Origin of the sequence: Bradyrhizobium zhanjiangense, from assembly GCF_004114935.1 — a bacterium.
Classification (GTDB): Bacteria; Pseudomonadota; Alphaproteobacteria; order Rhizobiales; family Xanthobacteraceae; genus Bradyrhizobium; species Bradyrhizobium zhanjiangense.
The window spans coordinates 411,645-427,127 of sequence record NZ_CP022221.1 but is presented as its reverse complement, the minus strand read 5'-3'; the positions used below and the strand labels follow the sequence as shown (position 1 = coordinate 427,127).

Below are 15,483 nucleotides of genomic sequence, written 5' to 3'. Positions count from 1 at the left end.
CCTCGGCGAGGTTCATCTGCTCGACCCGCGGCCGCCGCGATGAGCATATCCCGTAAGCAGCGGGCGCAGTGGTCTCGATATTTCTTAAGTCCCCTTCCGTATCAAAATACCTTTTGACTGCCCGACACATGAGCAACATTGTGTCGGCAGCCTGTCCTGCCTGCGTTTTGAGCAGACGTGACCACGTTTTGAGCGCGACGTAATATCGCACTGCACGGCAATGCGCGTTAGGCGCGAAAACACGCGTTTTCATAATCCGTTAGGCAACGCGCCTGATCTGGCACGGCATTTGATTCTACGGGTCCCGGCTGAGCCCGCGTAGTGAACTTCTCCCTCGTGGCGAACCAGTCGAGAACGCCCGGCCATGTCCGGACCGGGCCAAGCGGGGATAGGACCCATGAAAATCGTTATGGCGATTATCAAGCCATTCAAGCTGGAAGAAGTCCGTGACGCCCTGACCGCCATCGGCGTTCATGGTCTCACGGTGACGGAAGTCAAGGGATATGGCCGCCAGAAGGGCCATACGGAAATCTACCGCGGCGCCGAATATGCCGTGAGCTTCCTGCCCAAGATCAAGATCGAGGTCGCTGTCGCCTCCGACCAGGTCGACAAGACCATCGACGCCATCACGTCCGCCGCGAAAACCGGCCAGATCGGCGACGGCAAGATCTTCGTCATCAACCTCGACCATGCGGTGCGCATCCGCACCGGCGAGGCCGACGCCGCGGCCCTTTGATTTCGCGCTCAACCTTTATCCAATCAGGAGTGAATACAATGACGTTTAAGCGTCCCTATGGCGCGGGACTGGCGGCTCTCGCAGTCGGCCTGTTCGCTGCGACCGCAGCCTATGCCGAGCCAACGGTCAACAAGGGAGACAACGCCTGGATGCTGACATCGACAGTGCTGGTGCTGTTGATGACGATCCCCGGCCTCGCACTGTTCTACGGCGGTCTCGTCCGTTCCAAGAACATGCTCTCGGTCCTGATGCAGGTGTTCTACACCGTCTGCGTCGTCACCGTGATCTGGGCCGTGTACGGCTACAGCCTCGCCTTCACCGGCGGTTCCGACTTCATCGGCGGCTTCTCCAAGGCCTTCATGATGGGCGTCACCACCGACTCGAAGGCGGCCACCTTCTCGGTCGACGCCAACATCTCGGAGCTCATCTACGTATGCTTCCAGATGACCTTCGCGGCGATCACGCCCGCCCTCATCGTCGGCGCCTTCGCAGAGCGCATGAAGTTCTCGGCGATCGCTCTGTTCATCCCGCTCTGGGTCACGCTGATCTACTTCCCGATCGCGCACATGGTCTGGTACTGGCCCGGCCCGGACATGATCCAGGATGCGGCCAAGGCGCTCGCTGCGGCGGGTGATGCGGCAGCCAAGACCGCGGCGCAGGCCAAGCTCGACGAGATCAACGCCGACGCCGGCTGGATTTTCAAGAAGGGCGCCATCGACTTCGCTGGCGGCACCGTGGTGCATATCAACGCCGGTATCGCAGGTCTCGTCGGCGCTCTCCTGATCGGCAAAAGGGTCGGCTACGGCAAGGAGCTGATGGCTCCGCACTCGCTGACCATGTCGATGATCGGCGCCTCGCTGCTCTGGGTCGGCTGGTTCGGCTTTAACGCCGGCTCCAACCTGGAAGCCAATGGCGGCGCTGCGCTCGCCATGACCAACTCCTTCGTCGCTACTGCCGCCGCCGCGCTGTCGTGGATGTTCGCGGAGTGGATCGTGAAGGGTCATCCGTCGGTGCTCGGCGTGATCTCCGGCGCTGTCGCGGGTCTCGTGGCCGTGACGCCCGCTGCCGGCTTCGCCGGCGCGATGGGTGCGATCGTCCTCGGCCTCGTGGTCGGCGTGGTCTGCCTGTTCTTCTGCACCGTCGTGAAGAACGCGCTCGGCTACGACGACTCCCTCGACGTGTTCGGCGTGCACTGCATCGGCGGCATCGTCGGCGCCCTCGGCACCGGCATTCTGGTCAACCCGGCGCTCGGTGGTGCCGGCATCATGGACTACACCGCGATCCCGCCCAAGGTTGCCGATTACGACTTCGCCACGCAGATGATCGCCCAGCTCTGGGGCGTCTGCACCACGCTGGTGTGGTCGGGCATCGGTTCGGCGATCCTCTACAAGGTCGTCGATGTGATCGTTGGCCTTCGCACCAATGTCGAGAGCGAGCGTGAAGGCCTCGACATCACCGAGCACACCGAGCGCGCCTACAACATGTAACTCTCCTCCCGGCCGCGATCTCCTCGGGGATCGCGACCAGACCTACGGTTTGGGCACATACCCGGCAATGCCCCGACCGTTGAGGGGCTCCAGCGCAAGTTGGAGCCCCTTTCTTTTGGTCGGAGCGCCGAAGAAAAACATTGCCATTGCGGACCGCCGGCGCAGAAATATCGACCTCAAGAACAACAATCGGGAGGTCGTCATGCGTTTGGAAGGCGGATGCTATTGCGGCGCAGTGCGCTACAAGGCCGAAGGTGATCCGATGATGCAGGCCCAGTGTCATTGTCGCGAATGCCAGTACATCACCGGCGGCGCGCCCAACACCTTCATCGCAATGCCGGCGGCCGGCTTCAGCTACATCACCGGACAGCCCAAGCAGTTCACGCGCAAAGACCTCGAACGCGCCGTCACGCGCGAATTCTGCGCCGAATGCGGCACCCATCTTGTGACTAAGGTTCCAGGCCTGCCGGCCGCGGTTGTGAAGGTCGGCACGCTGGACGAGCCCGGCCAGTTCCATCCGCAGATGGCGATCTACACCTGCGACAAGCAGGAGTTCCACGCGATCCCCGCGGGCATGAAGACATTCGAGAAGCTGCCGGGGCATTGAAGCTCGAATCGAGCCAGGGAGACGCTGCGCTCCCTCTCCCGCTTGCGGGGGGAGGGCTGGGGTGGGGTGCCTCCGCGGGCGAGAACCCCAAGAGGGGAGAACCCTCACCCGACGCTTCGCGTCGACCTCTCCCGCAAGCGGGAGAGGTGACGAACCCGCCCATGCATCCCGTTATTATCCGGCCCCATTATTCCCGCTCTGGACGGGGGCGGCGGCCGATGGTTAATCGCGTCTTAACCTCGCCCTATCTATGGTGAACTGAACCGCTTCCCGCCGGCGCCTTGGTGCGACCGGCTGTTCCAAGAGTGCTGGCGCCCAGAATGGTCATGACCGCTTCATCCCGTGCGCCGCAGGCCAGTGGAAGCTCCGACAGCGAACGCTCGCCCTTCGTCCGGCTGAACGAGCTCTTGGGCCCGCATCAGCCAGGTAAGCCCTTGATTACGCTTGCAGTCGGCGAGCCACAGCATCCCGTGCCTGACTTCGTCGGCCCGGTGCTGGCCAAGCACATCGCCGAATTCGGCCGTTACCCGGCGAACAAGGGCACCGACCCCTTCCGCAACGCGGCGGGTGGCTGGCTGTCATCGCGCTTCAAGCTGCCGCGGCCGCTCGACCCCGAGAACGAGATTCTCGTCCTCAATGGCAGCCGCGAGGGGCTGTTCCTCGCCGCGCTCGCGGCGGCGCGCTATGTCGGTCCGCGCCCCGGCAAGCCTGCCATCCTGATGCCGAACCCGTTCTATCCGGTCTATGGCGCCGGCGCTCGCGCCGCGGCCTGCGAGCCGGTCTACCTGCCGACCACGGTCGAAAACGGTTTCCTGCCCGATCTCGACGCCATCGACGAAGCGACGCTGGCGCGCACCGTGGCGTTCTATCTGGCCTCGCCCGCCAATCCGCAAGGCTCGGTCGCCAAGCCCGACTATTTCAAGCGGTTGAAACAGCTCGCCGACCGCTACGGCTTCGTGATCCTCAGCGACGAGTGCTATTCCGAGATCTACACCCGCGAGGCACCGGGCAGCGCGCTCGAATGCGCCGGCCCCGATTTCACCCGCGTGGTTGCGTTCCAGTCGCTGTCGAAGCGCTCCAACCTGCCCGGCCTGCGCGTCGGCTTCGCCGCCGGCGACAAGAGGTTCATCGGCATCTTCCTCGAGCTGCGCAACATCGCCGCGCCGCAGGTGCCGGTACCGCTCCAGCATGTCGCGACCGTTGCTTACGGCGACGAAGCGCATGTCGAGGAGAACCGCAGGCTCTACCGGATCAAGTTCGATCTCGCCGACCAGATCATCGGCAATCGTTATGGTTATCGCCGGCCCGATGCCGGCTTCTGCGTCTGGCTCAACACATCCGAGTTCGGCGACGACGTGTCGGTGACGCTGAGACTGTTCACGGAAGCAGGCGTGCGCGTGGTGCCCGGCAGCTATCTGGCGCGGCTCCAGCCTGACGGCTTCAATCCCGGCGCGGGCTATATTCGCCTCGCGCTGGTGCAGGATGGCGAGACCACGGCGCAAGCGCTGCACCGCCTGGTCGAGACTCTGGGTTAGGCGGGGCCCATGAGCATGTCGGCAATCGAACGTGTCATTCCACTGGTCGGCCATCTGCCGCCCTCGATCCGAGAGGGGCTGGCGCGACGTCTGCGCGAGCTCACCGGCCTCGGCCTGATCGCGCTGGCGGGCGTCGCATCGGCGGCGCTGATGACCTGGTCGGTGCAGGATCCCAGCCTCAGCCACGCCACCTCACGGCCGATCCGCAACATCCTCGGCTATGCCGGTGCGATCGGTGCCGACCTCTCGATGCAGATCCTCGGCCTTGGCGCGATCATGCTGGTCCTGACCGTCGCGGTCTGGGGCTGGCGCATGATGACGCATCGCCCGTTCGACCGCGAAGCGCTGCGGCTCGGCTCCTGGATTCTCTGCACGGTGATCGCCGCGGGCTTTGTCAGCTGCTGGCCACATGGCGGCGCCTGGCCGCTGCCGACCGGCCTCGGCGGTGTCGTCGGCGATGCTCTGGTGCGCGCGCCCGCCGTGATCTTCGGACCTGCAGGAACAATCTATCGCATCGTGCTGGGCACGATCCTGTTCGCCGCGATGGCCGTGACCTTCCTGATCGCCTGCGGTCTCGGCGCACGCGAGCATGACGACGAGCTCGCAGAGATCGAGGATGACGACAAACCGCTCGACGAAGACGAGGAGAGCGATCGCGGCTCGGTGTCGCTGGGCTGGCTGTTCCACGCCTTGATGAGCACCAAAGCGCGACTGATCTGGCTCTTCGGTGCCGCTTACCGCTCGCTGGTCTCGAGCGGGCCGAAGACCAAGGCCGCTCAGTTCAGCCGTCAGGAGCCCAATCTCGGCGGCGGCCGCGCCGCGCCCTCGATCTCACCACAGTCCGAAGACGAGGACCACGAGGACGAGTACGAAGAAGAGGAAGAGGAGGAGGAAGAGGAGGAGCCCGCCGCGCGCGCACCGCGCAAGAAGGCCGCGCCGAAAACCTCTGCCAAGAAATCCTCCGACAAGTTCGATCTTCCGTCCGTCTCCATGCTGGCCGCACCAAAGGCCGGTGACCGCCAGCCGCTCAGCAAGGCGGAGCTGGAGACCAATTCCCGCTCGCTCGAAGGCGTGCTCCAGGATTTCGGCGTGCGCGGCGAGATCGTGAAGGCCAATCCGGGTCCCGTGGTCACGCTGTACGAGCTGGAGCCGGCGCCCGGCATCAAGTCGTCGCGCGTGATCGGGCTTGCTGACGACATCGCGCGCTCGATGAGCGCGCTGTCGGCACGCGTTGCCGTCGTGCCCGGCCGCAACGCGATCGGCATCGAATTGCCGAACGCGCATCGCGAAAAAGTTTACCTGCGCGAACTGCTGGTGGCGAAGGAGGCGACCGACACGGTGGCAAAGCTGCCGCTCTGCCTCGGCAAGACCATCGGCGGCGACCCCGTGATCATCGACCTCGCACGCACACCGCACATGCTGATCGCCGGTACCACCGGCTCCGGCAAATCGGTCGCCATCAACACCATGATCCTCAGCTTGGTCTACAGGTTGCGCCCCGACCAGTGCCGGCTGATCATGGTCGATCCGAAGATGCTCGAACTCTCCGTCTATGACGGCATCCCCCATCTGCTCACGCCTGTTGTGACCGATCCGAAGAAGGCGGTGGTTGCGCTGAAATGGGCCGTGCGCGAGATGGAAGAGCGCTACAAGAATATGGCCAAGCTCGGTGTGCGCAACATCGACGGCTACAACACGCGCCTGCTCGAATTGAAGGCCAAGGGCGAGGAGCCGACGCGCACGGTGCATACCGGCTTCGACAAGGAGACCGGCAAAGCGATCTACGAGGAAGAGAAGCTCTCGCTCGACCCGCTGCCTTACATCGTGATCATCGTCGACGAAATGGCCGACCTGATGATGGTCGCCGGCAAGGACATCGAAGGCGCGGTGCAGCGTCTGGCGCAGATGGCGCGCGCCGCCGGCCTGCACGTGATCCTCGCCACGCAGCGTCCGTCGGTCGACGTCATCACCGGCACCATCAAGGCGAACTTCCCGACCCGCATCGCCTTCCAGGTGACGTCCAAGATCGACAGTCGCACCATTCTCGGCGAGATGGGCGCCGAGCAGCTGCTCGGCCAAGGCGACATGCTCTACATGGCCGGCGGCGGCCGCATCAGCCGCGTGCACGGACCTTTTGCCTCCGACGAGGAGGTCGAGAAGGTGGTGCGTCACCTCAAGACTCAGGGCCAGCCCGAATATCTCGAAGCGGTCACGGCCGAAGAGCCCACCGAGGACGAGGACGGCGCAGTGTTCGACGCCACAGGCATGGGTGCCGATGGCGGCGGCGATTTGTTCGCGCAGGCCGTTGCCATCGTCAAACGCGACCGCAAGGCTTCGACCAGCTACATCCAGCGCCGCCTGCAAATCGGCTATAATCGCGCTGCATCGCTGATGGAGCGCATGGAACTGGAAGGCATCGTCGGGCCCGCCAACCATGCCGGCAAGCGCGAGATTCTGGTCGAGGAAGAAGACAGCCATATGTGAGGCGAGGAGCCTCAACACATCATTTCACGCAAAATCGATATCTGCTTTTGCACGAAATCACGCTAAAAGGCGCCCAGCCACGTTAGGACGACGCGTTGATCAGACATCCGGACATTCGATTCGCTGCCACCATCGCTGCGCGAAGCGCGCGCGTGGCCGGCGTGCTTCTCGTCACCGCCGCGATGGTGACCGCTACGTCGCTCGCGCAGACCGTGCCCGTGCCGAAGCCAGCGCCGAAGGGCCGCGATGGCGGTGCGGCGGGGGGAGGGCCCGCCGTCACCGGTGCGACGCAGGCGCCGCCGAATCCGGTCATCCCGGATCCGCGCCGCAACGTGCCGAGCAGTATCTTCCAGACCTTCGATGCCAACCAGAAGGCGCAGGCCGCCAAGATCAGCGCCTATCTCTCCTCGCTCCAGACACTGGTCGGGAATTTCGTCCAGGTCGGCCCCGACGGCAGCAAGACGCAGGGCGATTTCTACATCCAGAAGCCGGGCAAGGTGCGCTTCGAATATGACGCGCCGAGCCCGATCGACATCGTCGCCGACGGATCATCGCTGGTGGTGCGTGATCGCAAGCTTGCGACCCAGGACATTTATCCGCTGTCGCAGACGCCGCTGCGTTTCCTGCTGTCCGATCGCATCGACCTGATGAAGGACACCAACGTCGTCAACGTCTCGGCCGACGACGTCTTCACCAGTGTCACTATCGAGGAGAAGCAGGCGCTGGTCGGCACCAGCCGCCTCCTCTTGATGTTCGGCGCCAAGGACGGCCAGTTGAAGCAGTGGACCGTCACCGACCCGCAGGGCTACGATACCACGATCGCGGTCTACAATCTGGATTCGAGCAAGAAGCTCGATCCGGGCATGTTCAAGATCGATTTCACCAATTACGGCCCATCGCCGGGTTGAGCGCTCCGCTGCCGTAGGGTGGGCAAAGGCGCGGAGCGCCGTGCCCACCATCTTTCCTCCTCGCGATCGGCACGTCGGCACGCTTCGCTTTGCCCACCCTACAAAAGCACGCCCAGATCCTCACATCTCGCACCCGAAAAGACGGTGGGCACGGCGCTTTGCGCCTTTGCCCACCCTACGAGAGCTTGCTAAGACGCATCCCTCATGCGTCTCTCCCTGACAACCTGGAACATCAATTCGGTGCGGCTGCGCATCGATCTGGTCGCGAAATTCCTCAAGAGTGCGCGGCCGGACGTGCTGTGTTTGCAGGAGACCAAATGCATCGACGACGCCTTTCCGCTGAAGCGCTTCAAGCGGCTCGGCTATGAGCACGTCGCGCTGAACGGACAGAAGGGCTATCACGGTGTCGCCATCGTCTCGAAGATCCCGTTCGAATCGAAAGACATCCGCACCTTCTGTGACAAGATCGATTCGCGCCATATCTCGGTGTCGTTCGGCGAGAAGGCCAACATCGCAAAGCCACTGGTGCTGCATAATTTCTACGTGCCCGCCGGCGGCGACATTCCCGATCCCGCGCTGAACGAGAAGTTCGATCACAAGCTCCGCTTCCTCGACGAGATGAAGGCCTGCGAACCGCTGCATCCGCGCGGCGAGGACCGTCATATCCTGGTTGGCGATCTCAACGTCGCCCCGCACGAGAACGACGTATGGTCCCACAAGCAGCTCCTGAAGGTGGTGTCGCACACGCCTGTCGAAACCGATAAGCTGAAGGCGGCGCTGGCGGCCGGCGAATGGATCGATGTCGCGCGCGAGCGCATTCCGATGTCGGAGAAGGTCTATACCTGGTGGAGCTACCGCTCCGCCGACTGGACCGTCGGCGATCGCGGTCGCAGGCTCGACCATATCTGGATCTCGCGCGCGCTGAAGGATACTGTCAGTGATTTCAATATCCTGCGCGACGCGCGGAGCTGGGAGCGGCCGTCGGACCATGTCCCCGTCACGGTGACGCTGGATCTATGATTGTCGCCCTGGCGAAAGCCAGGGCCCATTACCACCAGTGTTCGTTGTTGCGCGAGGACGTCGGCAGTCGCACCAAGCCACAAACATTTGGGGTTATGGGTCCTGGCCTGCGCCAGGACGACTTCAGCTCGTCAGCTTCGCGCCCGCCATCAGGATATCGCTGGCGATCTGGCTGGAGCGGACCGCGAATTCGTCGCGGAGGCGAACCGCGGCGGCGGGGTCGCTTTCGAGCACGCGCTGGAACAGGCTGCGCGCGATGCGGATGACGGAGGCGTGCTCCAGCGCAACCGCGCTCGACGGCCGCTTCATCGGCACCACCAGCGCGAGCTCGCCGATCAGCGCGCCGGGACTGGCGATCATTTCGGCGCCGGCGCCGTCCTCGACCCGGAAGGCGCCGCGCTGGACCACAAAGCCGGCATCGGCCTCATCGCCGAGATTGAACAGGACGTCGCCGCGGACGAAGTTCCGCTGCTCGGAGCCGATCGCCAGCATGCGCAACGATGCGTCTCCCAACAGGCGCAGTGTCGGGACTCGCTCGAGAAGCGCTACATCGTCGTCGATTGACATTCAGGTCCGAGGCTCAAAGGCACGCGATCTCAAACGATTCGCAGGCCCCTGAAGCGTATCACGGCACCAGCTTGTAGCCACCGGCTTCCGTGACCAGGATTTCCGGGTTGGCGGCGTCCTTCTCGATCTTCTGGCGAAGGCGGTAGATGTGGGTTTCCAGTGTGTGGGTGGTGACGCCGGAATTATAGCCCCAGACCTCCTGGAGCAGGGTCTCACGCGAGACCGGCATCTGGCCGGCCCGGTAAAGGAAACGGAGGATGGCGGTCTCCTTCTCGGTGAGGCGCACCTTGCGCGCGTTCGCCGCGGTCAGCATCTTCGAACCCGGGCGGAAGGAGTAGGGGCCGACCGAGAACACCGCGTCCTCGCTGGCCTCGTGCTGGCGGAGCTGAGCGCGGATGCGGGCGAGCAGCACAGCGAAGCGGAAGGGCTTTGCCACATAGTCGTTGGCGCCGGATTCCAGGCCCAAAATCGTGTCGGAATCGGTGTCGTGGCCGGTCAGCATGATGATCGGGGCCTTGAAGCCGCCCTTGCGCAGGGAGCGGACCACCTCGCGGCCATCGGTGTCAGGCAGGCCGACATCCATCAGAACGAGATCGGGCGCATTGGCCTTTGCGGCGCTCGCGCCCTTGGCGCCGGTATCGACGGCGGACGCTTCGAATTCTTCGTGCAGCGATAATTGCTCCACCAACGTATCGCGCAGATCGGTATCGTCATCCACGATCAGGATCTTGCGGGCATTGGCCATGGGGGGTCATCCTTTTGGATCCGGCTCGGCGCGCATCCATGCCGCACCCAGCCGCGAGGGAAAGTTAGGGTCGCCGTTGTTATTGTTGTTCGTGTTGAAGTAGTGGGCTGTTACCGATTCACAAGCCAGAACCACTCTAACCCAGAATAGCAGGGCGTTTTGATGAATGTCCTGTAATGAATTCGACATCGCATGTTCACATGAAAAACAAAGCTGCGTCAGCTAGTTACACCCAGAATCGAAGGGCCAGGCCGCTGTCCGCGATCCGCGTTAAGCCAGCTGCCGGTAATCCGCGCCGGGGCTGGCTGACGGCCGGAGCACTGACGATACCGGTGGCGTTGGGGCGAGGCGGCATTCTCGCCAACAAGCGCGAGGGCGACGGCGGTACCCCGCGCGGCAGCTTCCGTCCCAGGCGATTGTGGTGGCGGGGCGACCGGCACAGCCGCCCCCAGACGTTCTTGCCGGCCCGGATCATCACCGGCGAAGACGCCTGGTGCGAGGATCCCAAAGACCGTCATTACAACCAGGGTATCCGGCTCGGCGAGGGGCAGGGCGGCGACCGGCTCAAGCGCGCCGACCACCTCTACGATTTCATCATCGAGATCGACCACAACACCAGGCCGCGGATCGCCGGCCGCGGCAGCGCGGTGTTCCTGCACCTCGCCCGCGACAATTTCGGCCCGACTGCAGGCTGCGTCTCCATGACGAAATCTGCGATGCTGCAATTGCTGCGACGGCTGGGACCAAGAACAAGAATCATCATCGGGTGAAGACGCATGCTCGACAAGGATCAGATCGCCGTCGCATCGCAAGTCCTGGTGAAGCATGGGCGCGACGGCACCAAGCTTGACGCGCTGGATGCCCGGTTGCGGCCGCAGAGCCGCGCTGATGGCTATGCCATCCAGGCCGCGCTCGAAACGCAATCGAGCGGAAAATTATTCGGCTGGAAGATCGCGGCAACGAGCGAGTCCGGACAGAAGCACATCAACGTCACGGGACCGCTGGCCGGCCGCATCATGAGCGACACCGTAATCGCCGATGGCGGCACCGCGTCGATGCTGGGCAACGAGATGCGCGTCGGCGAACCGGAATTCGCCTTCCGCATGGGGCGCGATCTATCGCCGCGCGCGGTGCCGTACACTGTCGACGAGGTCCTCGCCGCCGTAGACGCCTTCCATCCCGCAATCGAAATTCCCGATTCGCGCTTTACCGATTTCGCCAGCGCCGGCGAGGCGCAGCTCATCGCCGACAATGCCTGTGCGCATCTGTTCGTGCTGGGCGCGCCGACGACTGCGGATTGGCGCGCACTGGATCTCGTCGAGGAGCGGCCACAAATCACGCTACGTGGCCAGCGCTATATCGGTCACGGCAAGAACGTGCTCGGCGATCCCCGCGCAGCCCTCGCCTGGCTCGCCAACGAGCTCCGCGGCCTCGGCATCACCTTGCGGGCAGGGGAGGTGGTGACCACAGGCACATGCCATCCGCCGCTGCCGATTAAGGCCGGCGATCATTTTGCGGCGGATTTCGGCGTGTTGGGGAAGGTGTCGGTGGGGTTTGTGTAGGCGCACACGCTCCGCTGTCATTGCGAGGCGCCCTTGCGACGAAGCAATCCAGAATCCCTCCGCGGAAAGATTCTGGATTGCTTCGCTTCGCTCGCAATGACGAAATCGATGACGGTTGCTGGGTGCGTTCCTCGCTAACGGCTCTCACCTGTGTCCGAAGATCGCGCTCCCCACGCGCACATGGGTGGCGCCGAGCATGATCGCGGTCGCAAAATCCGCGCTCATGCCCATCGACAGGTTCTTCAATCCATTGCGCTCCGCGATCTTGGCAGTGAGAGCAAAGTGCGCCGCCGGCGGTTCGTCGACCGGCGGAATGCACATCAGGCCGGAAATCGTCAGCCCATAGGTGTCGCGGCAGCTCGCGAGGAAGGCATCGGCCTCGCCGGGCGCGACGCCGGCCTTCTGCGGCTCCTCGCCGGTGTTGATCTGGACGAAGAGCTGCGGGTGCTTGTTCTGGGATTCGATTTCTTTGGCTAACGCTTGGCAAATGCTCGGACGGTCGACCGAATGGATGGCATCGAACAGCGCGACCGCCTCTTTCGCCTTGTTGGATTGCAGCGGGCCGATCAGATGCAGCGCGATGTCGGAGTAAACAGACGTTAACGCAGGCCACTTGGCTTTGGCCTCCTGCACCCGATTCTCGCCGAATACGCGCTGTCCGGCGACGATGACCGGGGTAATCGCATCCGCGGCGAAAGTCTTGGACACCGCGATCAGCGTCACGGAGGCGCGATCACGCTGCGCATCCTTGCAGGCGCGTGCAATTTCGGCTTCGACTGCGGCGAGTGCGTTTGGTGAATGGCCGGTTACCGGCGCGGCATTGGCTTCTGTCATGACGTCGATTGGCTGTGGTCGTAACCGAGGTAAGTCCAATTTTACCTAGTTCAAGAAAGAGTTTTTGAACCCTTCGCTTTACCTTGGCCCATGGGGTGGGTAGCGAAGATGGCAAGCGTCAGTCTCAACCGCAAACGAGCGAAACTCAAGCAGGTTCTCGGTATCCGAGCGCGGCTGGCGTTGCTCGCGGTGATTCTGGTGGCCCCCTTGATGCTCGAGCGCATCCGTTCGCTCGAAGACACGCGCGCGCGACAGATCGCGCAGGCCGCGGCCGAATTCACCACCGTCGCAAGGCACAGCGCCGATGCGCAGCGCGAGGTGATCTCGTCGGTCGAGACCATCCTGAAATCGGAGGCCTTCATTCGGGCGTCCGCCGGCGGCATCAGCAAGAGCTGCGACGTGCTGCGCGCGAGCCTGCCGTCCAGCCTGCCCTGGATCCGCACACTTCTGATCGCCGGCCAGGACGGACGCATCCAATGTGCCACCAACAACATGTATGTCGGCCTCGACCTCAGTGACCGGCCTTACTTCCTGCAGGCACAGCAAACCGGCCGCTTCGTGTTGAGCGACTTCATCATGTCCCGGCCCGCGCCGACGCCGACCGTCATGGCGGTTTATCCGGTGTCCGCGTTCAGCGGCGTCCCGGATGCCGTCGTGCTCGCCACCGTCAATCTCGACTGGATGTCGAAGGTCATGAGCAATCTCGGCGGCCGCGCCGGCATTTCTGCGGTGTTGGTCGACAGCGCCGGCACCGTGCTCGCCGCGCCCGCCGACCAGCACAGCGCGGTCGGCCGTCCCCTCGACAACATGCCGCTGATGTCGGCGATCGCCGACAGGGCACTGCGGTCGGACCAGGACGAAGGCTCGCTGTCGTTTCTTGCTGCAGACGGCTCCCGCCGCGCGGTCAGCTATATCCGCATCGCCGGCACCAATGCTCGCCTGATCGCCAGCATCGACGAGGACAAGGTATCTGCGGCCGTGAGCCGCGACATCCGCACCGCCTATCTCCAGTTCGCCTTCGTCGTCGTGTTCGTCCTGCTCGGCGCGCTGATCGCCGCCGAGAAACTGGTGATCAAGCCGATCGAGATGCTGGCCGACATGGCCAAGCGTCTCGGCGAAGGCGATCTGTCGGCGCGGGCGGCGCGCAGTCGCCTGCCCGCCGAGTTCGTGCCGCTGGCCCGCGCGTTCAACGCAATGGCCGCGCAATTGAGCCAGCGCGAGCGCGAGCTGATCGCCAGCAACGACCGCCTGACGGTGATGGCCTCGATCGACATGCTGTCCGGCCTCGCCAACCGCCGCGGCTTCCAGAGCCGGCTCGATTTCGAATGGATGCGCGCGCAGCAATATGGCAGCGAGCTCGCGCTTCTGATGATCGACGTCGACCACTTCAAGCTCTTCAACGACACCTATGGCCATCTCGAAGGCGATTCCTGCCTGACCCGGCTCGGCGAATCACTGTCCGGCATTGCCGCCGACACGATGGGCTTTGCGGCACGCTATGGCGGCGAGGAATTCTGCCTGCTGCTGCCGAACACCGACGTGCCCCGCGCCGTCGAAATCGGCGAATTGGTGCGCGCGGCCGTGCTGAAACTCTGCCTGCCGCACATCACCTCCGCGCATATGATCGTCACCGTCTCGATCGGCGTTGCTGCGACGAAGCCAAACGAGACACTGCGCCCCGGTGATCTCATCGAAGCCGCCGACGCCGCGCTCTATGCCGCCAAGCATCGCGGCCGCAACAACGTCGTCGAGCACGGCGTGCAGGCGATCGAGACCGGCACGACTGACATGATGATGATGGCGGCTAACGGCTAGAGCGTTTTCGAGCGAAGTGGACACCGGTTCGCGTGAAGAAAACGCGTCAAAACAAGAATCTAGAGCTTCGGTTCTGATTCAATCGGAACCGATAATGCTCTAGCCCGCCGCTCCGGCGCGCTCGAGCTCGATCTCGGTCACCACGCGATTGCGGCCACCGCCCTTGGCGAGATAGAGCGCGCGGTCACAGCGCTCGATGAAATCGGTGATCGCTTCGCCGGTCCGGTATTGCGCGACACCGATCGACACACTGATATTGGGCAGGATCTCACCTGTCGAACGACGCGTGATCCTGCATTCGGCGATCGCGCGCCTGATGCGCTCGGCGGTCTCGGCAGAGGCGGCAAGGTCGGCATCCGGCAGCACCGCGATCAGCTCCTCGCCGCCATAGCGGGCCGGCAGATCCTGCTCGCGGACCTTCTCGCGCAACACCTTGGCGATCAGGCGCAATACCTGGTCGCCGATGCCATGGCCGAAATTGTCGTTGAAGGTCTTGAAGTGGTCGATGTCGAGCAAGAGCACGCTGAGCGGCTCGCCCCATTCCGCGGTCGCCTGCGCCTTGCGCAGGAATTCGTCGAGCGCCCGCCGATTCGCCAGCCCCGTCAGCGTATCGGTCCGGGCGCGCTGCTCGGACCTCGACAGCGAATCACGGATCACGTCGAGCTCGCGGGTCTTTTCCGCAAAGCCTGCCTCGAGCCGTGTCGCGCGGGTGGCGGCGCGGGCCAGCTCGTTCATGAGCTGGGCGACCAGTGCCTTCGGATCGACGCCGGCCTTGCCTTGGTCCGCGACCTCGCTGATCGCCTGCATCTGCGAATGGTTGTCGGCGATGGCCGTCGTCAGAAACTCCTTTGCCGCACCCATGAGGGCATGCAGCCGCTCGGAGGTGCGGACGACGATGGCACTGACCTGCGGCGCGATGTAGGTCTCGAACAGATCCTGATTGGTTCTGCTGTCGAAAGGACGGTTGTGGTCGATCAGGAGATCGATCGCGTCGCGCAGATCGTCTTGGCTGCCGGCGAGATATTGGAACCAGACGGCAAAATTGGCCGGGGTCGGCGCAATCCGCTGCTCGGCCATGCTCCGCAGCGCCCGTCCGGCAATGGACGCGGCATAGTCGTAATCGGGATCGTCGAAGCTGGAATCCATCGCAAGTATCGGGGGTCCTTGGCGGCCGCAACTTCGC

The 15,483-nt window shown here is 63.8% G+C and carries 14 protein-coding genes; 10 read left to right on the top strand and 4 right to left on the bottom strand.

What is annotated here, in order from left to right; translation table 11 throughout:
* Positions 1-397: 397 nt before the first annotated feature.
* From XH85_RS02065 to xth, 7 genes are all read left to right on the top strand, one after another.
* Positions 398-736 (top strand): P-II family nitrogen regulator, encoded by a 339-nt coding sequence (locus tag XH85_RS02065; protein ID WP_008142813.1) that lies wholly within the window; start codon positions 398-400, stop codon positions 734-736.
* A 38-nt stretch (positions 737-774) separates the two neighbouring features.
* Positions 775-2,223, top strand: coding sequence for an ammonium transporter (locus XH85_RS02060; RefSeq protein ID WP_128930523.1), 1,449 nt, complete (start codon positions 775-777; stop codon positions 2,221-2,223).
* Between the two features lie 202 nt (positions 2,224-2,425).
* Positions 2,426-2,830, top strand: coding sequence for a GFA family protein (locus XH85_RS02055; RefSeq protein WP_128930522.1), 405 nt, complete (start codon positions 2,426-2,428; stop codon positions 2,828-2,830).
* A gap of 320 nt (positions 2,831-3,150) precedes the next feature.
* On the top strand, positions 3,151-4,365 hold the full coding sequence (locus tag XH85_RS02050; RefSeq protein WP_164940676.1) for an aminotransferase class I/II-fold pyridoxal phosphate-dependent enzyme: 1,215 nt from the start codon (positions 3,151-3,153) through the stop codon (positions 4,363-4,365).
* 9 nt (positions 4,366-4,374) lie between these two features.
* Positions 4,375-6,849, top strand: a complete 2,475-nt coding sequence (locus tag XH85_RS02045) for a DNA translocase FtsK (protein WP_128930520.1) — start codon at positions 4,375-4,377, stop codon at positions 6,847-6,849.
* Positions 6,850-7,001: 152 nt separating this feature from the next.
* A complete protein-coding gene (locus tag XH85_RS02040) occupies positions 7,002-7,757 on the top strand; it encodes an outer membrane lipoprotein carrier protein LolA (RefSeq protein ID WP_128937064.1) in 756 nt (251 codons plus the stop codon).
* Positions 7,758-7,961: 204 nt separating this feature from the next.
* Entirely contained in the window at positions 7,962-8,777 is an 816-nt protein-coding gene (gene xth / locus XH85_RS02035) for an exodeoxyribonuclease III (protein WP_128930519.1), read from the top strand.
* Positions 8,778-8,900: 123 nt separating this feature from the next.
* Here the strand turns inward: xth and XH85_RS02030 are convergent, their stop codons facing one another.
* Both XH85_RS02030 and XH85_RS02025 read right to left on the bottom strand, forming a co-directional pair.
* A complete protein-coding gene (locus XH85_RS02030) occupies positions 8,901-9,344 on the bottom strand; it encodes a cyclic nucleotide-binding domain-containing protein (protein ID WP_091882654.1) in 444 nt (147 codons plus the stop codon).
* A gap of 58 nt (positions 9,345-9,402) precedes the next feature.
* A complete protein-coding gene (locus XH85_RS02025) occupies positions 9,403-10,089 on the bottom strand; it encodes a response regulator transcription factor (RefSeq protein WP_007598630.1) in 687 nt (228 codons plus the stop codon).
* Between the two features lie 200 nt (positions 10,090-10,289).
* Between XH85_RS02025 and XH85_RS02020 the strand changes: the two genes are divergently transcribed.
* Together XH85_RS02020 and XH85_RS02015 are read left to right on the top strand one after the other, a co-directional pair.
* Positions 10,290-10,859 (top strand): L,D-transpeptidase family protein, encoded by a 570-nt coding sequence (locus tag XH85_RS02020; protein ID WP_164940044.1) that lies wholly within the window; start codon positions 10,290-10,292, stop codon positions 10,857-10,859.
* Positions 10,860-10,865: 6 nt separating this feature from the next.
* Positions 10,866-11,651 (top strand): 2-keto-4-pentenoate hydratase, encoded by a 786-nt coding sequence (locus XH85_RS02015; protein WP_128930517.1) that lies wholly within the window; start codon positions 10,866-10,868, stop codon positions 11,649-11,651.
* A 144-nt stretch (positions 11,652-11,795) separates the two neighbouring features.
* Here the strand turns inward: XH85_RS02015 and XH85_RS02005 are convergent, their stop codons facing one another.
* The gene (locus tag XH85_RS02005) at positions 11,796-12,485 is read right to left on the bottom strand and encodes a YggS family pyridoxal phosphate-dependent enzyme (RefSeq protein WP_128930515.1); all 690 of its coding nucleotides are present in this window, start codon (positions 12,483-12,485) and stop codon (positions 11,796-11,798) included.
* Positions 12,486-12,593: 108 nt separating this feature from the next.
* Here XH85_RS02005 and XH85_RS02000 point away from each other — a divergent pair, with 108 nt between their 5' ends.
* On the top strand, positions 12,594-14,300 hold the full coding sequence (locus XH85_RS02000) for a diguanylate cyclase domain-containing protein (RefSeq protein ID WP_164940043.1): 1,707 nt from the start codon (positions 12,594-12,596) through the stop codon (positions 14,298-14,300).
* A gap of 99 nt (positions 14,301-14,399) precedes the next feature.
* Here the strand turns inward: XH85_RS02000 and XH85_RS01995 are convergent, their stop codons facing one another.
* Entirely contained in the window at positions 14,400-15,446 is a 1,047-nt protein-coding gene (locus XH85_RS01995) for a GGDEF domain-containing protein (protein ID WP_206734804.1), read from the bottom strand.
* Positions 15,447-15,483: the final 37 nt, after the last annotated feature.